The organism is Paenilisteria rustica (assembly GCF_013820765.1).
Taxonomy (GTDB): domain Bacteria; phylum Bacillota; class Bacilli; order Lactobacillales; family Listeriaceae; genus Listeria_A; species Listeria_A rustica.
In genome coordinates, this window is the sequence record NZ_JABJVM010000024.1 from 15014 (window position 1) to 38940 (window position 23927).

The window sequence follows — 23927 nt, forward strand, 5'->3', positions numbered from 1 at the left end:
TTAATTAATAAAAAATCGTAGTAATAGTAATAGGGCCTGTGGATTTGTGGATAAGTATAGCTGAGCCTATCTCCCGCAAAGTTTTCCACATGTTGATAACTTGTTGGTAAGTATGTTCCACTTATCCACATTATGCACAGCTTTAAAAAATGGAGGATATCATGATTCGGCTCTTTGAAAGCATCAATTGGCTAACCTAGAGCCCAATATATAGTCCTTTAAAATAAACTCTGTGGTTTTCGCAAGTTTTTCTCAATCTCAGCCAAATCATTTTTCAAGTTTTGGTCGATTTTCAATAACTGAGAAATTTTTTCGTGCGCATGAATCACCGTAGTATGATCTCGGCCACCAAATTCTTCTCCAATTTTCGGTAGGGAAGCATCGGTCAGCTCACGAGAAAGATACATCGCGATTTGTCTAGGGTACGCAATACTTTTCGTCCGTTTTTTCGCTTTAAAATCTTCTAAACGAACGTGATAATATTCGCCAACAGCTTCTTGAATATCAGGAATTCGGATCACGTGGGATTTCGAATTTGGAATGATATCTTTCAAAGCCTCCGCAGCAAGATTCGCATTGATATCCTTATTTACGAGGGACGAGTAGGCGACAACACGAATAAGCGCGCCTTCTAGCTCCCGAATATTGGAATCGATTTGGTTCGCAATGTAAAGCATCACTTCATTCGGAATATCCAGTCCGTCAGCTTTTGCTTTTTTACGTAAAATCGCAATCCGAGTTTCTAAATCCGGCGGCGTAATATCGGTAATCAGACCCCATTCAAAGCGCGAACGTAAGCGATCCTCAAGTGTTGGAATCTCTTTTGGCGGGCGATCACTAGAAATAATAATCTGTTTCTGCTCATCATAAAGCGTATTAAACGTATGGAAAAATTCCTCCTGCGTTCCTTCTTTACCAGCTAAAAACTGAATATCATCAATAAGAAGCACATCGACATTACGATATTTATTACGAAATTCTTCGGCTTTATTTTCTCGAATAGAGTTAATGAACTCGTTTGTGAATTTCTCACTAGAAAGATACATGACCTTCGCGTTTGTTTTATGCTCTAAAACATAATGGCCAATTGCGTGCATTAAATGCGTTTTTCCAAGTCCAACACCACCATAAATAAAGAGCGGATTATAGGCTTTGGCCGGCGCTTCAGCTACTGCAAGTGAGGCTGCATGGGCAAAACGGTTGCCCGATCCAATAACAAAAGTATCAAAAACATAACGCGGATTTAGCATGTGTTTGGAGTTCGCTTCGTCCAAGTCCTCATCTAAATTACGCGGTTTTGGTGGAATATAGTTATCAAATACCTCATCTTGTTCCCCATCGATAAATCGAACATCAAAATTTTCTCCCGTAATTTCTTGTAGGATATTAGCGATGAACTGTGAATAACTTTTCTCAAGCCAATCACGAACAAAATTGTTTGGAGCTGTCACGATAAACGTATTTCCTTCAAGTGAATGCGCAGTGGTAGATTTCATCCAAGTATCATAACTTGGCTTACTCATATTTTGCTTGACGATACGTAAGGTTTCTTTCCATATGTCTTCCATTGTTTGCACTATGTTCCCCCCTTTTCATTAAACATAAAAGTTATCCACAGATGGATAGAGCCGTGGATAAAGTTATACAGGGGTTGTTTAGAAGTTATCCACAAAGTAAAAGTTGACTGTGGATAAATAATGTTATCCCCAAATAATTTTCTATTCGACAATTGATATAATATCAGAAAAACATCACAATCGCAAGGGATTTCAAATTCTATCCACAAAGTTATGAAGATGTTGAGAAAAGATGTCCACAGGATATGAGCTTGTGCATAACTTGTGAACTAGGTCGGGATAAAAAAATATCCAAAAAACAGTTATCCACAAGTGATTGTGGTTAACTATCGTAAAATGTGCATAACTTTTCAGTATATTTAAGAGTTATCCACAGAAAAAGTGGGTTTTAGCGTACTTACCTACATTTACTGAGATTATCCACAAGAAAAGAAGGAGTAAAAAGTCTTTGAAAAAATTTTTAAAATAACTATATATCAGTTTGAAAATATGGTATTATGGAAGATAGAGTGTTTATATTCTACTTTGTTCCGAGGTATTATTGACAAATCCGATATATTTCTGTACAATGTCTAAGACTGTCTATACGAGTAAATTTGTAATAGACCCTTACTAGGAGGTGTAATTAATGAAAAGAACATACCAACCAAGCAAGCGTAAAAGAAAAAAAGTACATGGTTTCCGTCAACGTATGAGTTCTAAAAACGGACGTAGAGTTTTAGCTAGTCGTCGCCGTAAAGGAAGAAAAGTTTTATCTGCGTAGACCACTGAAAAAGACTCAGTGGTTTTTTTTAATTTCAGGCAGAGTAACCGTTAATCTATCAGTCACTTCCTATATAGGGAGATCTGATAGGTTAACAAGGGTGCATGTATGAAAGATAATCTGATTAGAAGATGGAGATTTTATGAAAAAAGCATATCGAATAAAAAAAGATGATGAGTTTCAACGCGTATTTAAAAAAGGGAAGTCGTTTGCGAATCGCCAATTTGTCGTTTACATATTAAAAAGGGAAGATTTGGCGCATTTTCGAATAGGACTTTCTGTGAGTAAAAAAATTGGAAACGCTGTCGTACGTAATCGTATTAAACGATGTATTAGGCAATCCTTTCATGAGCTGAATGAGCAAATTGATTCAGGTTATGACTATATTATCATCGCCAGGAAACCGGCGGCCAATATGGATTTTCATGAAATTAAGAAAAGTTTGATGCATGTTTTGAAATTATCAAGAGTTTTGAAGCAGCCTCAGAAAAAGTAGTTTTATGGAAAGAATACAGGCGGAGAGTGGAGGTAGCACTATTTGAAGAAGAAAATGAGTTTGAAAAAGAAGTTGATCTTTGCAGGACTAATGATGGGACTACTAGCAGTTCTAGCGGGGTGTGGTGTTTCAACTGATCCAATCACATCGGAGTCATCAGGATTTTGGAGTCATTACATTGTTTATCCATTATCACAAGTAATTATCTGGTTTGCGGAACTTTTTGGTGGCAACTATGCGATGGGGATTATCATGACAACCGTTGCGATTCGATTACTGATCATGCCATTAATGATTAAACAGCTGAAGAGCCAAAAAGCAATGACAGCGATGCAACCACAAATTAAAGAACTACAAGAAAAGTACAAATCAAAAGATAACGAGACGAAACAAAAATTACAGCAAGAAACAATGCGTTTATATCAAGAAAACAATGCAAATCCAATGATGGGTTGTTTACCATTATTAATCCAAATGCCGATTTTACTTGGATTCTACCAAGCGATTAGTCGGACAGCGGAGATTAAGACGCAAGATTTCTTGTGGATGACACTCGGCGATAAAGATCCATATTTCATTTTGCCAATTTTAGCAGCATTGACGACGTTTATTTCTTCTAAATTGTCGATGATGGGCCAAACGCAGCAAAATAAATCAATGAACATGATTATTTACTTCATGCCGTTGATGATCCTATTTGCGGGTATCAGTTTGCCGTCAGCACTAGCACTTTACTGGGTTGTCGGAAACATATTTACGATTTTCCAAACGATGTTAATTAATAATCCATTCAAGGCTAAACGCGAAGCTGCGGCTTTGGAAGAGGCTAAGAAGGAAGAAGAAAGACTTAAAAAGAAAGCAGCGACAATGTCTGCATCGAAAAAGGGAGGTAAGAAAAGAAAGTGAGAGATATAACTGCGCAAGGCCAAACCGTTGAAGAAGCAATTCAAAACGCGTTGAAGGACTTAGGCACAACGCGGGAAAAAGTAGACGTGGAAATCATGGACGCTGGTAAAAAAGGTATTTTCGGGATTGGTTCAAGGCTTGCGATGGTTAAGGTCATCGAGAAGCATAACCAAATCGAAACGGCTGTCCAGTATGTGATGGATGTGGCTACAAAAATGGGGGCTGAGGTCTCTGTTGATGTCTCTGAAAAAGGTAAGGAAGTCAGCATTCAAGTGTCAGGAAACAACCTAGGCTTGCTGATTGGAAAACATGGTCAAACGTTAAACGCGTTGCAATATTTGACGCAACTGATCGCAAACAAAGATACGACGCAATTCAAAAACGTCGTCGTGAATGTTGGTGATTATCGAGAACGTCGTGATGAAACACTGACTTTATTGGCTAAAAAAATGGCAGATAAAACAGTGAAGACGCGTCGAGTTGTTCATTTGGAGCCAATGCCTTCGTTTGAACGGAAGATCATTCATGCGATTTTGAGCGAAGATAAGCGTGTGGAAACACATTCAGAAGGTCGCGAACCATATCGTTATATTGTCATTAAGCCTATAAAAGGGTGAAAAAAAGAAGCTTCTCCGAGAAAAAGATCGGAAAAGCTTCTTTTTTTGTGTTTCACGTGAAACATTTATAAGCGTGGATCAATGTCTCGTTCTTTCTCAACTTCGAACAATAGGTTTGCTGCAGTTTCATTGAACTGCTGATTTGTCGGTGAGATTTCCGTCCATTTTGTTGCTAGTAATTTGGAACCAAGAGACCATTCATTAATGGAGGTTCGCAGTTTCTTATGGATGCTTTTTTGTTTGATTAGTTTGTTGAATTTGTGTGGGAATTGGAAGTCGTACCCGTAAATGATAGATAGGTAGTCCATATTTCGAACTTTCATATAAGGCGCGATGTGTGGACTTAGTTTTTCTGGTTTTATCACGATACCTTCCATTTTGTTTGTGGTTGTGATGGTTGAAAAATATTGCTCGGCGATGGTGTGATAATCGGGATTCGTGAGATCAAGCGATACGAAAGTGTCATCATTTAGAAAGCTGTACATTTCCGAGGTCGGCCATGCAGGGATATGCTCGGTTCCATCTTGATAGATTATTTTTAGTAAGGAAAAGGCTTTGTAATCAAGATCGGATTCTGCTGCGTAAATGTCTAGTTGCTGTTTGTAAGTGTTTAGAGCTTCTTTGTGCTGCGCTAAATCTGTGTGTATTTGCTTGATTTGATGCAGGGGTTTGTAGTTTTGATAGAGTCGCGAGCTATATTTTTCGTTTAATTCCTTTTTCGTGAGTTGGGTTTGATAGGTTTCGAAATCAGTAGCGTCATATTCGGTGATGAGTTGACCTAGACTCTCGTCAAAACCATGTCTTTGCAAAAAGGCTAGCTCGGTTTCCAGCGCAGTTTGGATCGGCTGGAATTGTTTTTCGATGAGTTCCTTGCCAAGTGCTTGCCATGGAAGGAGTTCGCCATCTAGAATGAGCATTTGAATTTTGTTTTGCTCCATGTATTCTGCAAACCGGGTATGCAAGGCTTGGTAAATTGGTGCCAAGTCAATATGAGTTATTTTGAAGCCATTTCGACTGACTGCGAAACTGTGTTTTGTATTTTTATGCAAGTAGATGTTGCAGCGCGATCCCATATATTTTGGCTGTAGGACAACATGAGAAATACCTTTTTCGGCAAAATAGTGTAGTCCTTTTTCTAAGGATTCCAGATTGTTTGTCGCTAGGTCTTTTGGTGCGGGTGACATGGTTCCAGAGATAAAGTTGATTTTATTTTCGCCGATATAGTGTAATCTTCTCAAGGATTCCGTATCGAGCTCGGAAATCTGAACGGTGTGTTCGCGCTTGAATAGCATTGGAAGTTCTCCAGCGAGTTGTTGATTTTCTGACCGCACGGATTTGAACAGGGGTTTTCGATATTTTAAGGTGACGGCTGTCAATTCATTACCGTGAGCGCATCCAGTATCTAGATGTAATTTGTTTTTTATGCGAAATGCTTGTTTTGCTGCTACATGTCCAAAAATATGGTATGGATAATTATTCACGGCTTCGTTCTCTAAAAAGGCTAACTGTTCTTGAACGGGTCTTGTTCGATCTAGGTGGAAGTTTCGTTGGTGGCGCATGGAGTTTCCGTCAAGTTTGCCGATATATTTATTTTGGCATGGTGAATGTGTGACATAAAAGGATGCTGTTTCTTCGCCAATATAGCGATAAAAGGGTTTTGCTAAGTGGAAAAGTTGTTCGAATTTCGAAAATAGCTCGGGATCCGCGACAAGGTCTGGAATCGAGTCGAAATAGTTATCGACAATTTCTTGATTGGCTCCCTTAATTTCACCCAAAATATATTTATGAACAAAGTTTTCATGGTTTCCGAGTACAAATAGGAAATATTGCTGATTTTCGTGTAGAAATTCAGTGATTTCGCGTGTATTTTTTCCTTTATCAATCCAATCGCCGACAAGAATGATTTTATGAGGACTGTGGGTGATTATATTATTCTCAATTTTGCAACCCAGTTTGTGTAGAAGTGATTTTAGTTCGCTCGTACATTCGTGAACATCGCCAATCATCGTGTAGGTCTCGTTTGTTGGGAGGAGTGTGTCACAGAACTGTGTTTTATTCTGGATGTTGATTGTATAGTTCGTGAAATTTTTAGCTCGAATCCGGTGAATTTGATGGTATTGTTCGCGTGCGATATTAGGTAGAATTTCTTTTTTTAGGCGAGTAATATGTTTGGAAATCAACTTTTTGGAGCGCTCGCTGGCATAATAATCATCGCGATCACGATAGTCAAAAAGAACGACTTCGACATTATAATTGTTATTTTTAGCTGTTTCACGAACTTTTTCACGGAAGTCAGCGGTTAGTCCGGTTGTATCTAAAACTACAAATTCGGCGTTGATTGGGAATTTTGTGACCATATCTAGTTTTTTGAATAAGAGTTCGAACGTTTGATCACTTGCTTCTAGCATAATTTGGGCATATTTATCGTAATCGTGACCAAGGATTTCTTGGCGAATCGTGTCGGAGGACAAATACTGAACGTTTGCTTGGAAATTCTTGTCGGGTTCGGAAAATTGAAGTTGAGGTATCAACGTTTCTTGTGCAAATGTGGATTTTCCGCATTCTGTTGGACCAACAAGCAGGAAAATGGTGTGTAGTTGTGTATTTATTTCCATATTATACCTCCTTCTTTCTTAAAGTGGCGCCTTGGGTTGTATGAATATTATTTACGGCATCACCAATTGCATGGAATTCAACCGTGACCTTTTTTTCGTCAACAATTTCTGTCAACCAAGTCTGGAATTCTGTAGTACTCATTTCCCAATCATGGTCGTCATGTCGGAAGCCTTCCAAACCGTAAAACGTGTTGAACTCGCTGTTTGGAGTTGTGATAATGAATGTATCAAAATCAATATGCTGCATGATTTTTCGAATGAGTTTTTTCGCCATGTTAGTAGGCATGTGTTCAATAACTTCCGTTAGAATCACGTCGACTTTTTCAGCTGGGCTATTTTCTAAGAATAATTCCAGTGAGGAGTAGGTGATAATATTGTCGATCTCTTTTCTCGCAGCTTTCTTGTTTGTAATGAGCAGCATCTCAGGATCAATATCAATCGCATAATAATCGAGCTTTGTTTTCTCAGCAAAGGGGATAGCGTAAAATCCTTCGCCGCAACCTATGTCTACAATGACTTTGTCGAAAGAGAGCTGATTCGCAATGAAATTCCGTCTTTGAAGGGCAGTGCCACCGAAATCAAACTGGATATCATAGCGATTCGTTGTTTCTAATTCCTCTTTGAACTGATTGAATAATTTTCGCGTTGTTAGGAAATTGTGAACGAAAAGATTACGAATATAGAAAGGCGGATCAGTTATTTGGATGCTTTTAATGTATTTGCGCAGTAAATCATCGGTTATATCTAGGTGTTCTTGACTGAAACCAGCGAAAAATAGGCAAAACAGGTTCGAAACATGGATTAAATCATAGAGACTAGACTTGGTGGAAATCGTCACGGCCCAGTTTTTATCAGAAAGATGCTCAACTTCGAAGGTATAGTCTGGCATGTACTTTTGAAAGAATTCGACATAGTGAATCCGGCGAATATAGAGCATATTAATATGAAATTGGTGCGTAAATCCAGGCAAGTCACGCGAGTCGGGTTCCTTTAATGAAAAGAATTCGCCAAGTGCATTTAATGGGAAGATATTCGAATTATAACGAGATAGATTCAGGTATTCAAAATTTTCCTCGCGATATTTTTTATAGGATATCTCATTATCAGCATCTTTGAAATAAACATTGTAAGTATCGGGCGCGGAATACCAGCCATGTGCGATACCTTTACGCATTTGCCGGAGCATCATGCCTGACTCGGGATTCTTCTTAATAAGGAAAGAAAAATCAGGGTTGGTCGATGTTACTTGAATAATTGCCATGTTATTGCTCCTTTACTGTAGGTTAAGATGTTTCACGTGAAACATCTCAGTGTGCCGACAAACAATCATTGTTGGGGGTGTTCGAAATAGAACGAGTTACACCCCCAATATGCAGGAGAACAAAGCTAACCTGTAATCCTTTACGTTAAAAGTTCCGTTCCAGCGCTCTTCTACACTGCGTTTCGCATAACTTCTCACATGGTCGGGGATGGTACTCCCTCCCTGTTTTCAGTCAATGTACTCGAGTATGCTCCGCTCTGGTACTCGCTTTTGCCTAGAAACTAAGCATTTGTCGACACGCTGAGGTTTAGCGGAATGCCATGTAAAGCGTTATTTCTAAAGTCTTACATGATTTTTTGCTAAATTTTAGCATTGTTAGAAATATATTATACAACATAACGTTAAGGTAAGCGCTTCTATTTGTCAATACCGTGAATTTTGTATCCAGTGTGTAAAATATTACATAAATAAAGGTTTACAATTTCATGATTTAGAGGTATATATAATAAGTATGCTATTTTCAAAAGGAGGAGAACACATGAGTAAGAAATTATTTGCTGAATTCATCGGGACTTTTGTTTTGGTATTATTCGGTACAGGTACTGCTGTTTTAGGCGGGGGAATTGAAGGAATTGGAACGCTTGGAATCGCGATGGCATTTGGTTTGTCAATCGTTGCGATGGCGTATAGCATTGGGACTATTTCTGGATGTCACGTAAATCCAGCTGTTTCCGTTGCGATGTTTTTAAACAAGAGAATTTCAGGTGGCGAATTAGTAGGATATGTTGTGGCGCAAGTGGCTGGGGCGATTGTTGGTTCCGTTACATTGCTTTCATTCTTAAATCTTTCTGACATGTCTACTAAAAACTTAGGTCAAAATGGATTTGGCAATATCGGTGCAGGCGGCGCGTTCTTAGTAGAAGCAATTTTAACTTTCGTATTTGTTTTAGTTATTATCGTCGTTACTGGTAAAAAAGGAAATCCTGCTTTTGCTGGTCTAGTTATCGGTTTGACTTTAGTTTTAATTCACTTATTAGGCATTCCGTTGACAGGAACTTCTGTTAACCCGGCTCGTAGTATCGGTCCAGCTCTATTTGCTGGCGGCGAAGCTTTATCTCAATTGTGGGTGTTCATTGTGGCGCCTATCGTTGGTGGTTTAGTGGCTGCGATTGTTGGTAAATTTGCTATGGATAGCGAAAAATAAGAAGTATTCCTGAGATATGATGGTGGCGATTTGCTGTCATCATATCTTTTTTTATGATATAGTTGTCATGACAATTATTTTAAAAAGAGGTGAATGGGGATGCGGGATTTTTATGATGATGTGACATTTCGGACCAATGTAGTGGCGAGAAAAGCGAGTCTTGGTTTGCAGCACGGGTTAGAGCGATTCGATGTAACGCCAGAGCAGTGGTCGGTTTTGAATGTGGTGGATCAAAAAGCGCCAATTTCGCAGCGTCATGTGGCGGAGTTGGTGGAGAAGGATGCGCCGACCGTGAATCGAATTATCGATGTGCTCGTTCGGAAAAATTTGCTTGAAAAAGCGGTCGATGAGAAGGATCGGCGGATTACATTGTTGTCGTTATCTATGGAAGGAAAGCAGAACGTGCAACTGATTCGGAACGTGGTGGAGGAGACGTGTTCGCATTTTTACCTAGGAATATCGGATGCAGAACTTAACGCGTATTTAGATGTTTTAGCACGGATTGAAAATAATTTAGAGTGAGAAGGGATTTTTTGAAGGCGAAGTTGTGGACGAAGGATTATGTGATATTGTTGATTTCGAGTTTGTTTTTATATATTGGATTCCAGATTTTTATGCCAACTTTACCGGCGCAAATTATTAAATTAGGCGGTACGGAAACCCAGGCGAGTTTGGCGGTAGGCTTATTTTCGTTGGTAGCTTTATTTATGCGAGTCATTGCAGGAGGGCTAAATGATCGCTTTGGTGCGAAAATCATGATTTTGGTCGGCTTTTTTGTATTGATTGCGGTTACGGTGAATTTCTATTGGTCAACGGTTGTGTCGGCTTTGCTTGTGTTGCGATTATTTCATGGTGTTGGTTGGGGAATCACGACGACTTCGATTGCGACGGGGGTTTCAACGCTCGTGCCGCCGAATCGGACGGGGGAAGGTATCGGTTTTTATGGATTGACAACGGCGCTTGGGATGTCGCTGGCACCGATTATAGCGATTATTTTGATGAACCAGTTTTCGTTTAATTTTCTGATTGGATTCTCGATTGTGTTGATGGTTTTGGTTTTTCTGTTGGTGACGCGGTTGAAAATACCAAAACAGGAGATTGTCGTGAAGCATAAGATGCAGTTGTTTGATAAGGGGGCGTTGTTGCCGGCGCTATTATGCATGTTGATGGCTTTTCCATTGGGCGGAATTCAAACGTTTATGATGATTTACGGATTGGAATTACATGTGCGGATGGTCTGGATTTTCTTTGTTGGGCAAGCGATTATGGTCTTGGTGAGCCGTGTTTTTGCAGGACGATTGTATGATTTGAAGGGACATCGGGTGGTGATTCTGCCGGGAATCGTGTTGATGGGCATCGGATTGTGGCTCTTATCACTGGCGACGGGAGCTTGGAGTTTATTTGGATCTTCGTTGTTTTTCGGGCTCGGCTACGGAATGGTGCAGCCTTCTTTGCAAGCTTTGGCAGTGGATCGTGCGGCCCCTGACAAAAAGGGAATCGCGAATGGGACGTTCTTGTCGGGGATGGATGTCGGGATGGCACTTGGGAGTTTCGGGCTGAGCTTTATCGCGGCACATTATAATTATGCGATGATGTATCGTTGGTCGATTGTTACGCTAGTGATTTTTCTGGTGATTTATTTGCTTGTTTTTCGGACGAAGCGATTATTACCCGGGAAATAATGTGGGGATTGGCTTTTCGTAAAAAGTTTTTAAAAAGAATGCTGGAAAGTCAGTCTCAAGGTTTTTAGCCAAATGGGGACGCTTTCTTGGTGTTTTTAAATAAAAACCCGCAGAATAAGTTCAATTTGTCTGAAAATATTCGTATTTTCTGATATAATATATCCAAGTGTTAGGAGTAAGTATTCTTTCTTGGGTTTGATTAAACTGTAAATGGGAATGAGATACATATGTGAACTCCAAAATAGGCTTTTCGCGATACTTGTAATGCTTGTCACAGTTTTTGTATTAAGACCAGATGTGAGAAATCGAAGTTGTAGGTTGGAAATACGATTGGAACAGGAGAGATGTTGTGTGGAAAGAGCGTATAATTTTTCAGCAGGACCTGCGATTTTGCCCGTACCAGTTTTAGAAAAGGTGCAGAAGGAGCTACTATCGTACAAAGGTTCAGGAATGTCAGTAATGGAATTAAGTCATCGATCGGATTTATTTGAGGAGATTCTTGGGGAAGCGGAATTGCTATTGCGTGAATTAATGCACATTCCCGAAAATTACAAAATTTTATTCTTACAAGGTGGGGCGAGTCTGCAATTCACGATGGTGCCGATGAATTTGATGGCTGGCAAGAAAGCCTACTTTGTGAATACTGGCTCGTGGTCTGAAAAAGCGATGGAGGAAGCGGCAAAAATTGGCGATATTGAAGTGCTGGCGTCGTCAAAAGATAAGAATTTCAGTTATATTCCAGAGATACCGCGGGTGCCTTCCGATGCGGCTTATTTGCATATTACGACGAATAATACGATTGAAGGTACGGCGATTTTCACACCTCCTGAAACTGGTGAAGTGCCGCTTGTTGCGGATATGTCTTCCAATATTTTGTCGAGTGTGTACGATGTGAGCAAATTTGGTTTGATTTATGCGGGGGCTCAGAAAAACATTGGTCCTGCTGGTCTCACGATCGTTATTGTTCGAGAGGATTTGATTGGAAATGTAGCTGGTTTGCCGGCAATGCTGGATTACGAGGTGCAGGCGAAGAACGGTTCGATGTACAATACGCCAGCAACTTTTGCGATTTATGTGTCGAAGCTGGTTTTTGAATGGATCAAGGAGCAAGGCGGTGTGGCGGGAATCGAGGCGTTAAATAGGAAGAAAGCTGGACTTTTATATGATTATTTGGACGCGTCTTCGATGTTTTCGTCTCCTGTGAACAAGGAGGATCGGTCGCTTACGAATGTGCCGTTTGTGACGGGTTCACCTGAGTTGGATGCGTTATTTATTAAGGAGGCGGGGGAACTTCATTTTGAGAATTTGAAGGGACATCGCTCGGTTGGTGGTATGCGTGCAAGTATCTACAATGCTTTTCCGTACGAGGGTGTCGAAGCGTTGACTGCTCTGATGGAAAAATTTGTAGCGACTCATAAAGGGGGAGAAATACATGTTTAATATTCAGACTTTCAATGCGATTGCTAAAGAAGGATTACGTAAGTTCGATGTGGAGAAATATTTGATTGACGGGAATCAGGCGCCGGATGGTATTTTACTGCGAAGTTATGACCTGCACGATTTTGAGTTCCCTGACAGTGTGAAAGCTGTTGCTAGAGCTGGTGCGGGGGTGAATAATATTCCTGTGGAGGCTTGTGCTGATAAGGGAATCGTAGTTTTTAATACGCCCGGTGCGAATGCGAACGCAGTGAAAGAACTGGTATTAGCGAGTTTATTTATGGGTGCGCGGCCAATTTTGGAAGGCTCGGAATGGGTCAAGACGCTTGATGGCAGCGATATCGGGAAAAAAGTCGAAGCTGGGAAGAAGAAATTTGCGGGCACGGAGCTTGCTGGAAAACGACTTGGTATCATTGGACTCGGTGCGATTGGTGCGCTTGTGGCAAATGATGCGTTGGCGCTCGGTATGGACGTTGTCGGTTATGATCCGTATGTTTCGGTGGATACGGCGTGGCGGATTTCGAAAGAAGTGGAACGCGCGATGACGATTGAGGAAGTTTTGGCGACGTGTGATTATTTGACGGTGCATGTGCCGCTGAAGGATAATACGGCTGGAATGTTCAATCGGGAAACGTTGCAATTGCTGAAACCTGACGCTGTTTTGCTTAACTTTTCACGTGGGGAATTGGTGGAGGAAGGTGCGATGGTTGAGGCGCTGAATGCTGGTCAATTACGCATGTACATCACGGATTTTGCGACGGAAGCGTTTGTGAAGCATCCGCAAGTGGAAGTATTGCCGCATCTGGGGGCTTCGACGGAAGAAGCGGAAACCAATTGTGCTAAAATGGCGGCGAAGGAACTGGCTTACTTTTTAGAGACGGGTAGTATTAAAAATTCGGTGAACTATCCGAATGTGGACATGCCTTACAATGGACATCCGCGTTTGGGGGTATTTCATCATAATGTGCCGAACATGGTTGGGCAGGTCACGACGGAACTTGCGAACGGGTCGATTAATATTTTGGATATGACGAACCGCAGTAAGGGCGATTATGCGTATACGCTGATTGATATGGAAAAAGGCGCGCAAGGTAATTTATCGCTCGTTGTGGACCGTTTGAACGCGATTCCTGGTGTGATTCGGGTGCGCGCGATTGAACCTGCTGGTGTGACGGCTTATTAAGTATAAAAATGAATAGCTGCGATGGATTTTCTGTCGTGGCTATTTTTATAATAATGAGGAGGGATTTTTTGTGGTAAAGATTAGAGCTTTTAAGGGAATTAGACCGAGTGCGAAAGAGGCGGTTTATGTGGCTTCGTTGCCGTATGATGTGTTGAGTACGGAGGAGGCGCGGAAATTGGGCGTTTCGAACCCGATGTCGTTTTTACATATTGATAAGGCGGAGATTGATTTGTCCGCTGATGTGTCGCCGTATGATGACTCGGTGTATAGGAAGGCTACGTCGAATTTGGCGGAGTTTCAGGAGAAGGGCTGGCTTGCGAAGGATGCGAAGCCGGAGTTGTATTTGTATCAATTGGTGATGAACGGGCGGCCGCAGACGGGGCTTGTGACGTGTACGGCGATTGATGATTATGTGAGTGGCGCGATTAAGAAACATGAGTTGACGCGTGAGGAGAAGGAGCTGGATCGGATTCGCCACGTGGATGTGACGGATGCGAATACGAGCCCGATTTTCTTGACGTATCGTTCGGATGAATTGGTGAATGAGGTTGTGGACGCTTGGATTGGTAGTCATAAGCCGGTCTACGATTTTGAGAGCTTTCATGGCGTGAAGCATCGGATTTGGACGGTGGATGACGCGGATGTGGTGCGCGTGCTTACGGAGGCCTTTGAGGCAATTCCAGCGCTTTATATTGCGGACGGACATCATCGCACAGAATCGGCGGTTAAAGTCGGTCTGAAGCGTCGGGAGGAGTTTCCGGATGCTGGCGCGGACGCGGAGTTTAATTTCTTCTTATCTGTGTTATTCCCGCAAGATCAGCTGGAGATTCTGGACTATAATAGGGTCGTTGATGTTCCAATCGCAGCGGATTTCTTAGATCAAGTTGCTTTAAAATTTGATATAGAGAAAGTCGGAAAAGAGGAGTATAAACCGGCGGCGCCGAATACGTTTGGAATGTATTTGGACGGTTCATGGTACGGTTTGAAAGTGAAACCTGAGTTCGCCGGTGATGGCGTTATTGCGAGCCTTGATGTGTCTATTTTGGCGGATCAGGTACTTACACCGTTGTTCGGGATTGAGGATATCAGACGCGATGACCGGATTAATTTTGTTGGTGGGATTCGTGGGCTTGTGGAGTTGGAGCAGCTTGTGGATGCTGGGAAATACACGATTGCATTCTCGATGTATCCGCCGACGATGGATAATTTGCTGGATGTGGCAGATGCTGGCGAGATTATGCCTCCGAAATCGACTTGGTTTGAGCCGAAGTTGTTGAGTGGATTGTTTGTGCATGATTTGGAGAGTAAGTAAAGTTTCACGTGAAACAAACGATGAAATCATTCACATAGTTGAACCAATTTCATAACTCCGCTTTTGTTTTCAGAGGAATAATAACCCATTTCACTTCGAAATAGCGCAGGTAATGAGATTTGAAAACTCTACATCAGTTATTTTATGGTATTTATATGAATGGCATGGGGAGGTAGCCTTTTTTAACGTTCTGAAAGTCACTGTGCCGCAACGCTTTTGAATTATGAAATTGGTTCAGTTTGATATAAATCTTAAAATTAAACATCTCTATGATATTAAAGTTATGTCATTTAGATGTTTTTTTATTTTAATAATTTTTTAGTACACCGCGGTCACAACGTTTTTGGCAAATAATGAATAGAATATGAAAAAAAATCTTAGAAATGGTTTAAATTAGTTGGTGAAGTGGTACCCATAATATTATAGGCAGTTTTGATAGTAGTAGGTGTGATTAAATGCAACAAGTTTAAAACATGAAGGGGTCTATGTGTGCGTTTTTAACATGTAGAGAATCAATACTTGTTTTGCGAGGGAGGTATAATAATCAATGATAGGGAAATCGCATATTCTAAGAACGGCACTAGTTTTTTTGATAGTCGGTTTAATTACTCTTGGATCGGTACGTGGATGGGGTGTAGACGTATCAAATGAGACTGATCGCATAAATCTAACCGCAGATACTGTTAAAGCCAAGGTTGGTCAGTCCGTTACAATCGATTTTACAGACAAGACAAATTCAGAAAATACGAGATCAACTGCGCCATTACAGGTTAAAATTCCAGAAGGACTAAAATTCGATGATCAAAAAACGGCAGATATTAACGGTATTCCAGACGATAATAACCCAGTTAGCTTTGACGACAAAACACGATTAGCAACTATTAATCAAACATTAGATCACCCTATGCGCGATGGAAAATTGGTATTATCGGTAATGAGCGCAGGGGAATTTCGTGTGACCGCTAACAAAATAATAGACAAGCAAGAAATCATCTCAAATGAATTAGAAATCACTGGGATGGAAGAAGCGCAGAATGAGGTTTCAGTCAAGAAACCTGCTGAAGAAAAAGCTGCAATCAAAGACGTTGTTGAATCAAAAACAAAGACTGCAGGTATCGTAGCAGCTGCGGCAGGTGAAGTAGATGTTTATGATAATGCAACATTTCGGGCTGCTTTGAACAATCCAACAATTACTGTGATGAATGTAACTCAAGATTTTGTTGTTACTTCACCTTTATACGAAACGACAGTGTATCCGACAAGACCTAATTTGGTGATTAATGGTAATGGACATGCAATTGATTTTTCTAATTTAAATGCTTATTTTAATGTGAGTTCGAGTGCTCCCATGATTTTAACGGTAAATGATCTTAGTATGTTTGGCCAGAATTATTATGGACCGTTAGGACTTTCTGGAGGCTCTGGAACGGGATACAGTAAAATAGTATATCGGAATATTTCATATACAGGGGCACAATTGTCTGCTGCGTATGGATCTGATATCGATATCGGTGGAGTTGTTCAAACAAAACAGGTGAATAGTTATTTGAACATATTAGGAATTACAATACCAGTTCCACTTGCATCTGGTCAAGCTACTTTTGAAGTTGCGAATATTAATTTCTTACCGGGTTCCACATATACAGGTGAGACTTTGAGTGCAGGATTAATGAAGCTTGGCTATATCGGAAACGTGGATGTAGGGGCTAATGCAACCGTCAATATAACTACATCAGGAAATGGTGGTGAGGCGCCATATGCGGGGATACAGACTGATGGTAGCAATATTTCCGTCCACAGTGGTGCAAAATTGAACATCACAACTGATTCCGCAAGCGGGCGTGGAGGCATAAGGATAGATGGAAGCGCGCCTAAAATATTAGTTGAAACAGGTGCCGAACTAAATGTGAAAACGAATGCTGCTTCGGATAGCGACAAGCACGGTATCTATACAGGCGGGAACGGTAAAATCATTGTCCAAGGCACTGGGAAACTAACGGTGAACTCTCAAGGCTCGGGGACTTCCACTGCAAATGCGCTTAATATGGGAGACAATGCAAGCATCGATATTGGTAACATGTCAACTTTTAATTTATATTCGGACGGTACAGGTAATAAAAGAATTGTAAATCTGGGAAATAATGCGTTATTTAAGATAGCCAATTCAGCTAGTGTGGATCTGAATTTGAATAATTCGAATACAAGCAGTAGGTTAATTTCAATGGCGGGCACAGCTGGAAAATTACAGGCAACGACGCAACGAGTACTTGCTTGGAATAGTGCTGGTTCAAGCGGAAAAACTGGATTTAACTATGAGTGGGTACCGATGTTTAACGCCGCGGTTAGTTATAGTGGTGGGAATGTCACCGCAGTTACAGGGACTTCGTATACGATGGCAACTCAAACAAGCTTTGGTACCAATTTTAGAACGCAAAACTTTAAACGTGTCCTGTTCGACTATATCCCAGACGTAACAGTCACAATAGGTGCTTTAACAAACAATACATCACAAACAAATAGTCATGTTATAACAGGAACGGCAACGCCAAATGCTTATATTATATTCAGTGGTTCATCAGCGATACCAACAGGAACTATCAATTCACCAAATGCCGCAGATACGACTACTAAATATCATGTTCAGGCAGATTCATCCGGAAATTATTCATTTTCTCTGCCAGCGAGTCAGTATTTCTCGGGAGGCCAAACAATTACTGCAACAGCTCTTTTAAACGGAAAAAGTTCTACGGTATCGACTGTGGTTGCCGACAATGTTGCGCCTAATCCACCAACGTTAAGTGCAATCACAGATGAAGCAACGGTTATAACAGGAACGGCAGAAGCAAATTCGGTGGTGAATATTTACAACAACGCAACCAATGTACTCCTAGCTTCAGGAACAGCAAATGGTTCAGGTACTTACTCAGTAGTAGTACCGGTTGGAAGCAGGCCATTAGTTCCGTACACTGTTTATTACGCAACGGCAACAGATGCAGCGGGAAATAGTAGTGGACATTCTAATGATGTTACAGTTACCGATACGACCGCACCGACAGCGAGCGGAATTGTGCAATTTTTCAATGTAGGTGATACATTCACAAGCAACGCCAAGTCTCTTCTGCAAAATATTCAAGATAATGCGGGAAATAGTGATAGTAATCTGACCTTCAGTATTACATCTTTACCAGATTTATCGACAGCAGGATATACAACAGCAGAAGTTAAAATTGCAGATATTGCTGGGAATAATGATACTATTTCGATTCCGGTTTTTGTAAGTGATGATTCGACGGTAAGAAATGGCCAAGCGATGCTACAGGCGCATAACTTCTTGTTGTATAGCTATGAAATTCCAGACACGGATGCCGTATTGAATCAATTGATACTCACGAAATCGCAAGCAAAAGCATGGGAGATTCCAGCAGGAAATGATATTACAGCACAAGTAGTCGTTACTGACAAAGGTGGTTTATCTGCGACACCAGGAACTTATCAAGTCAAACTAAGTGTGCGAGGCCTTGAAAAAACGGTTACTGTAACAGTGGCATCCGGTACATTAGAATTTGAAGATGTGACGGATGAAATCTCGTTTGGGACACACACCATTAGCTCGAAGAAACAAGTGATTGAGCCAGAAAATGATGTGCAATTAGCTGTAACAGATACTCGACCAGTCACTTCCAATTGGCATGTGACAGCAAAACTAATACAAAATTTGTCGACACTAACAGGAGATACGGTGACGGATTCGCTAGTACTTAAACGAGACCAGTTACCAGATATGTATTTAAATGACACAGCAACAACAATCTATGAAGATACGACACCAGCAAATGGGACAACAATTATTGACATGTCAGCTGACCAAGCACAAACTCTCTTATTGAATATAGCACCAGGAACTGTAAAATCGAATGAGGAATATACCGCCCAGATCGAATGGACACTAGAAGACGGACCATGAGAAGGAGGATATCATGATTAAAATAATGTATAAGTTAGCCTCTATTTTATTATTCGGTGCGTTGATGTTCGCCAGTTCCCCAGTTTTTGCGGCCAGTTATGAATCTGATGTCGGTCTTACTTTTGACGGAGCTGAAACGAGTGGTGGTGGAGGGGGCGGAACAACACCGACCGATGACCAAACGGAGCCCAAGACAAACGGTTCTACAGGGACTGCGACTACTACAAATACAGGTACGACAGGAAGTAGCACAGAATTGCCCAAAACAGGTGATGAAGCGGACACGAACGTGGTATGGATTGGTAGCGCACTAATAGTATGCGGAATGAGCTTAATGCTGCGAAAAGCACAAAAGGAGGCCAAAAACAATGAATAAAAATACAATCAAGGGTCTTCTTATTGCGCCACTGGTCTTTGGTATTCTGAGTGTTCATGTAGAGGCCCAAGCAGCGAGTCCGCAAGCGGAGTATGAAACCAAAATGGATCTTTCTCTGGAAAAACGGACAGGTGTAGTCGATCCGCTAGACCCAGAAGATCCAACAAAGCCGTTAGAGCCGACCAAGCCGGGGACATCGGGTGCGCTAAGTATTGATCATATTTCCGATGTCATGTTTGGAACCCACAAGCGCTCCAAAAAAAATACAATCTATTATGCTGAGTTATCACAAATGGTGCAAAAACGTGATGGGAAGAAAATCGAAGTACCCAACTATGTTCAAGTGACCGATGATCGTGGAAACAATAAAGGCTGGCAGCTAAATGTAAGGATGGCTAGTCAATTGAAAAATGGTAATCATATATTAGAGGGCGCTCAATTAAAGCTAAAGAATATGAAGCTCATATCACCCTCACATGGAATTAGGCCTATAGCTAACAAATTAATCGAGTTGAATCCGGTAAGTTTAGACTCTTCTTCGGTTGTAACTGCAGGAGAAAATCAAGGAACAGGGACATGGGTTGCTGCTTTTGGAGGTAGTAAAAAAGATGGCAAGACTAGCATTCAATTGACAGTTCCAGGAAAAACGAAGAAATATGATGGGAATTACACAACGACTCTAATTTGGGAATTAGTTGATTCGCCAAGTTAATTTGGGAAATAAGTAGGGGGTGAAGCGATGAAACGTTGGGTGCCATTAATCGTGATTTTCTTTTTTACACTAGCTGTAGCAGGAACAACGAGTTTGGCGGCAACTACTGAGTCAAATGGAGATATTAATTTGAGGTACAATACAGGAATTAAAAGGCCGATTGAACCGACACAGCCCGAAAAGAAGCTGGGAATTACTGCTACAGATCCGGGTGTTAATCCTGCAACACCAGGTCCGCTCAGCATTGACTATATTTCTAATATCCATTTTGGGGCACAAAAAATCACAGGTAATGATGTTGTCTACTATGCATTAACAGATAAAGTAAGAATAGATGCTTTAAACAAAATAAAGGAGGTGCCTAATTTTATTGAAATAACCGATGATCGAGGTAGTAATTCAGGGTGGAAGCTATCTGTCACACAAAATGGACCGCTTAAAAATGGCGACAGTTCATTGAATGGCGCAACGCTAAAGTTAAACAATGCAAAGTTAGGAACAATTAATTTATCAATGTTGCATACGTATGCGCCTATAGCCAAGTCAATTGTGCTTGATTCTACGGGCACAAATGCATCAGAATTAATTTATGCAGCAGGAAATAAAGGAATGGGAACGTGGATTAATTTATTTGGAACCAGTTTAGCCACGGCGAAAAAGAGTATTGCATTGGAAGTCCCAGGGAGCATACCTAAAAAAGAGGGGCTTTATAAGACGACGTTGACTTGGACACTTACGGATAGTCCAGATTAACAGACGGTATTTTTAATATTAAATATAATCAAAAGGAGTGCATGGAAAATGAATAAATTAGGAAAAGTATTTTTAGCGGGGGTATTTGTAGTAGGGGGAACTTTTACTTATGCAGCGCCAACTTTTGCAGCTACAGTGGGAAGTACAACGTCAACAGGGGACGTTACATTTACGGTTGATAATGGTCCGACAACACCGACTGATCCGACCGATCCAACAACGCCAGTAACACCAACCGACCCAACGACGCCAACCTCAGGACCTTTACGCATAGATTACGTTTCTAATATCCATTTTGGAAATCAGAAAATTTCAGGTAGTGATGTTGTGTATAAAGCGAAATTTGATGCAGTGACGCTGCCAAATTCAACGGTAAAATATGTGCCAAGTTATGTTCAAGTTACTGATAATCGGGGGTCTAATGCTGGTTGGAAGTTGCAAGTTAGCAATACTCAATTTGCATCAGGGAGCAATATGCTGACTGGCGCTGAGTTGAAATTAGTGGATGGGACGCTGAATTCTAGTAACACAAGCGCGATGCCAACAAGTTCAGGAGATGTGACGCTGTCAGGCGATAGCGTGAATCAAGATGTAGTTAATGCTCCGATTAGTAAAGGGATGGGAACGTGGACACACGCATTCGGTACAACGCTAGGAGCAGATACAACTTCTGAAAATAGCAGTGTAACATTGAGTGTTCCAGGTACGACTGCTAAATCACCTACTGCGACATACGCCACAACACTTACATGGACTTTGTCAGATACACCAGACTGAGTTTTTTGAAAAAAGAATGGGGGAAATAAGATGAAAGTAAATAAATTAGTTGTAATGGGAATGGTGGCAGTTGTGTCTTTATCCACAGCGGGATTGTCCACGTACGCTGCGAGTACCACATCGGATGCCAAGGTTTTGTTTGAATCAGATGATAATGGAGTGACGCCACCAGTTGATCCGACAGATCCAGGTACGGACGTAACGCCGACAGACCCCGTTGCGCCAACTACAGGTGCATTACGGATTGATTTTGCTTCTCAATTTAATTTTGGGACACAGACAATCTCGGGTGCGGCAAAAGATTATCATGCTCTTTATTCAGAAATCCAACCACTTGATGCGGGTGGATTAGCGACAGGGCCTAAAAAATATGTTCCACAATACGTACAAGTAACCGATAATCGTGGCTCAAATGCGGGTTGGAATTTGACTGTATCAGGAACAGAGTTTACAAATGCTAGTAGTCAAACATTAGCGGGTGCGACATTAACGCTAGGTGGGGGAACACTGAGCTCGGCAATGCCAAATACATTGACTCCGGGGACGGTTACTCCGAGCGTGACAGTTGGTGCGGCGTCACAAGTGCTTGTTAGTGCGGAGGCGAATAAAGGCATGGGAACGTGGGTGCATTCATTTGGTAGTACAATTGGGGTGACGGCTGCTGATACGAATCCGGATGTTACGTTACATGTTCCTGCCGAAGCGCAAAAAGTAGCGGGGAGTACGTATACTTCGACGTTGACTTGGACGATTAACGATACACCTTGATTGAATAGGTGAAGCCATTTTTATACTAACTATACTTCTAAAAATCATCATCTCTAATTAGGGGTGGTGATTTTCGTTATGTTTCACGTGAAACACTGTAAATACGTTATGATGTGATCGATGATTTATGCGGCGTATGGCGGTTTTTTCACAGGTGCTTTTGTGGGGATGGCGAGTGTGGACTATTCGGGTTACGAGTTGCCAGCAGGTTTTGATTATTTTTCTTATAGGGAGAACTAAAAAGAACGGATCATTACGCCTAGAAACGTGCAGTGGTCCGTTTTAACTTTTAAGATGTTGTTGTAATGTGATATACTTTTTAAAAACGGGAAGCAAGAAGGGACGTATACATATGACGAAGAAAACTGATCAGGATGTTATGAGAGAGAACAATAAGAAATTGGTGTTAAAAACTCTATTTAATGCTGGTCAGACATCAAGGAGTTCGATTGCGAGCACGATTCACCTGCAGAAATCTACAGTATCCTCGATTATTCGGGAGCTGCATGAAGATGGTCTTATTGAGGAGCTTGGCATTGGGGAAGCCTCTAACGCGGGTGGACGTCGGCCGAATTTGATTCAATTTAATTATCGGTATGGTTACGTTTTGGCTTTTGACATGGGGGCTAGGCATTTAAGGTATTCGGTGAACTATTTGAACGGTGAGGTTATTAAAAAGGACTCGCTGCGATTAATAGGCAACAGTGTAAAAGATGTTTTTCAGATGATGCGCGAGGTGATTTCTGGCTTGCAGGCTTTTGATACGATGAAAGGGCTACTGGGCATTGCGGTGTCAACACATGCGCCGGTTCACGAGAATGAGATTCGGTATAGTCCATTTTTGGAGCTCGATTCTTTTGCGTTACTACCCGCGTTGCAAGAAATTGTCGATGTGCCGATTCGCTTTGAAAATGAGGCCAATTTAACGGCGATTTCGATTCGAGATTTTTGGTATTATACTGGTGAAGAGCCGCTTCAAAACTTATTAGCGTTGAATATTCATAATGGGATTGGTGTCGGCACGATTATTAATGAACAGCTTTATTACGGTGTGCAAGGGCTGGCCGGTGAAATTGGGCGTTCTGTGATTTATAAGGATAAGCAAGTGTATCGATTAGAGGAATTATACTCGGAAAAAGCGATTATGGAGAGAATCGCGAAGCACGAAAAGAAGGCGGAGTTAACGGTGGATGAGTTTGCTGCGTTGATAGAGAGTAAGGATGCGTTTGTTTTGGAGGTCGTTGATGAGTGGATTACGGCGATCGCGCAAATGGCTTATAATCTCGTGCAGTACAGCGCGCCGGAAGCGGTATTCCTTTCTTCGAGATCCTTATCGCAATTCCCAGATTTGTTACAGCGGATTTTCGAGGAATACAAGGCGCTCGATCCATTAGGCGAAACGCGAATTGAATTTACGCAACACGATATTTATGATTCCTCGTTACTTGGCGGTGTGGCGCTGATTTCACGGCAGGTTTTGGGACTGGAATCGCAGGATCTTGTTTTTAAGAAGTGAGGAAACCG

21 protein-coding genes are annotated in these 23927 nt (G+C 41.4%); 18 read left to right on the plus strand and 3 right to left on the minus strand.

The genetic code is table 11. The features are described from left to right. Positions 1-218 precede the first annotated feature (218 nt). Positions 219-1577 carry a chromosomal replication initiator protein DnaA gene (gene dnaA / locus HPK16_RS15255; RefSeq protein WP_181677765.1) on the minus strand — a complete coding sequence of 453 codons (1359 nt, stop codon included), beginning with the start codon at positions 1575-1577 and terminating at the stop codon, positions 219-221. Between the two features lie 628 nt (positions 1578-2205). Here dnaA and rpmH point away from each other — a divergent pair. The 4 genes from rpmH to jag all read left to right on the plus strand — a co-directional run bounded on the left by rpmH (position 2206) and on the right by jag (position 4359). After that, positions 2206-2340, plus strand: a complete 135-nt coding sequence (gene rpmH, locus HPK16_RS15260; protein WP_036084822.1) for a 50S ribosomal protein L34 — start codon at positions 2206-2208, stop codon at positions 2338-2340. A gap of 142 nt (positions 2341-2482) precedes the next feature. Next, a complete protein-coding gene (gene rnpA, locus HPK16_RS15265) occupies positions 2483-2836 on the plus strand; it encodes a ribonuclease P protein component (protein ID WP_181677766.1) in 354 nt (117 codons plus the stop codon). A 42-nt stretch (positions 2837-2878) separates the two neighbouring features. After that, the gene (gene yidC / locus HPK16_RS15270) at positions 2879-3742 is read left to right on the plus strand and encodes a membrane protein insertase YidC (protein ID WP_181677767.1); all 864 of its coding nucleotides are present in this window, start codon (positions 2879-2881) and stop codon (positions 3740-3742) included. Further along, the gene (gene jag, locus HPK16_RS15275; RefSeq protein WP_181677768.1) at positions 3739-4359 is read left to right on the plus strand and encodes an RNA-binding cell elongation regulator Jag/EloR; all 621 of its coding nucleotides are present in this window, start codon (positions 3739-3741) and stop codon (positions 4357-4359) included. The genes yidC and jag overlap by 4 nt, the downstream gene beginning before the upstream one ends. Positions 4360-4424: 65 nt before the next feature. Here the strand turns inward: jag and HPK16_RS15280 are convergent, their stop codons facing one another. Both HPK16_RS15280 and HPK16_RS15285 read right to left on the minus strand, forming a co-directional pair. Beyond that, positions 4425-6974, minus strand: coding sequence for a metallophosphoesterase (locus HPK16_RS15280; RefSeq protein ID WP_181677769.1), 2550 nt, complete (start codon positions 6972-6974; stop codon positions 4425-4427). A 1-nt stretch (position 6975) separates the two neighbouring features. Continuing rightward, positions 6976-8235 (minus strand): class I SAM-dependent methyltransferase, encoded by a 1260-nt coding sequence (locus HPK16_RS15285; RefSeq protein WP_181677770.1) that lies wholly within the window; start codon positions 8233-8235, stop codon positions 6976-6978. 538 nt (positions 8236-8773) lie between these two features. On the opposite strand from HPK16_RS15285, the gene HPK16_RS15290 reads away from it, so the two are divergent. From HPK16_RS15290 to HPK16_RS15355, 14 genes are all read left to right on the plus strand, one after another. Continuing rightward, positions 8774-9439 carry an aquaporin gene (locus tag HPK16_RS15290; RefSeq protein WP_036092923.1) on the plus strand — a complete coding sequence of 222 codons (666 nt, stop codon included), beginning with the start codon at positions 8774-8776 and terminating at the stop codon, positions 9437-9439. 99 nt (positions 9440-9538) lie between these two features. Next, a complete protein-coding gene (locus HPK16_RS15295; RefSeq protein ID WP_181677771.1) occupies positions 9539-9961 on the plus strand; it encodes a MarR family winged helix-turn-helix transcriptional regulator in 423 nt (140 codons plus the stop codon). 11 nt (positions 9962-9972) lie between these two features. Next, a complete protein-coding gene (locus HPK16_RS15300) occupies positions 9973-11121 on the plus strand; it encodes an MFS transporter (protein WP_246369458.1) in 1149 nt (382 codons plus the stop codon). A 351-nt stretch (positions 11122-11472) separates the two neighbouring features. Then, positions 11473-12561, plus strand: coding sequence for a 3-phosphoserine/phosphohydroxythreonine transaminase (gene serC / locus HPK16_RS15305; protein WP_181677772.1), 1089 nt, complete (start codon positions 11473-11475; stop codon positions 12559-12561). Further along, on the plus strand, positions 12554-13741 hold the full coding sequence (locus tag HPK16_RS15310; protein WP_181677773.1) for a phosphoglycerate dehydrogenase: 1188 nt from the start codon (positions 12554-12556) through the stop codon (positions 13739-13741). Before serC ends, HPK16_RS15310 begins: the two co-directional genes overlap by 8 nt. 70 nt (positions 13742-13811) lie before the next feature. Further along, positions 13812-15053 carry a DUF1015 family protein gene (locus tag HPK16_RS15315; protein ID WP_181677774.1) on the plus strand — a complete coding sequence of 414 codons (1242 nt, stop codon included), beginning with the start codon at positions 13812-13814 and terminating at the stop codon, positions 15051-15053. Positions 15054-15600: 547 nt separating this feature from the next. Next, on the plus strand, positions 15601-19017 hold the full coding sequence (locus tag HPK16_RS15320; RefSeq protein ID WP_181677775.1) for a pectate lyase-like adhesive domain-containing protein: 3417 nt from the start codon (positions 15601-15603) through the stop codon (positions 19015-19017). Between the two features lie 13 nt (positions 19018-19030). Beyond that, complete coding sequence (locus HPK16_RS15325; protein ID WP_181677776.1) at positions 19031-19393, plus strand: LPXTG cell wall anchor domain-containing protein; 363 nt, start codon at positions 19031-19033, stop codon at positions 19391-19393. Further along, a complete protein-coding gene (locus tag HPK16_RS15330) occupies positions 19386-20105 on the plus strand; it encodes a WxL domain-containing protein (RefSeq protein WP_181677777.1) in 720 nt (239 codons plus the stop codon). The genes HPK16_RS15325 and HPK16_RS15330 overlap by 8 nt, the downstream gene beginning before the upstream one ends. A gap of 27 nt (positions 20106-20132) precedes the next feature. Further along, complete coding sequence (locus HPK16_RS15335) at positions 20133-20858, plus strand: WxL domain-containing protein (RefSeq protein ID WP_181677778.1); 726 nt, start codon at positions 20133-20135, stop codon at positions 20856-20858. A gap of 48 nt (positions 20859-20906) precedes the next feature. Next, positions 20907-21635, plus strand: a complete 729-nt coding sequence (locus tag HPK16_RS15340) for a WxL domain-containing protein (RefSeq protein WP_181677779.1) — start codon at positions 20907-20909, stop codon at positions 21633-21635. 30 nt (positions 21636-21665) lie between these two features. Continuing rightward, on the plus strand, positions 21666-22403 hold the full coding sequence (locus tag HPK16_RS15345) for a WxL domain-containing protein (protein WP_181677780.1): 738 nt from the start codon (positions 21666-21668) through the stop codon (positions 22401-22403). 120 nt (positions 22404-22523) lie between these two features. Continuing rightward, positions 22524-22643, plus strand: coding sequence for a beta-xylosidase family glycoside hydrolase (locus HPK16_RS15350; RefSeq protein ID WP_220132365.1), 120 nt, complete (start codon positions 22524-22526; stop codon positions 22641-22643). Between the two features lie 112 nt (positions 22644-22755). Further along, positions 22756-23919 carry an ROK family transcriptional regulator gene (locus HPK16_RS15355; protein ID WP_181677781.1) on the plus strand — a complete coding sequence of 388 codons (1164 nt, stop codon included), beginning with the start codon at positions 22756-22758 and terminating at the stop codon, positions 23917-23919. The last annotated feature ends 8 nt before the right edge of the window (positions 23920-23927 follow it).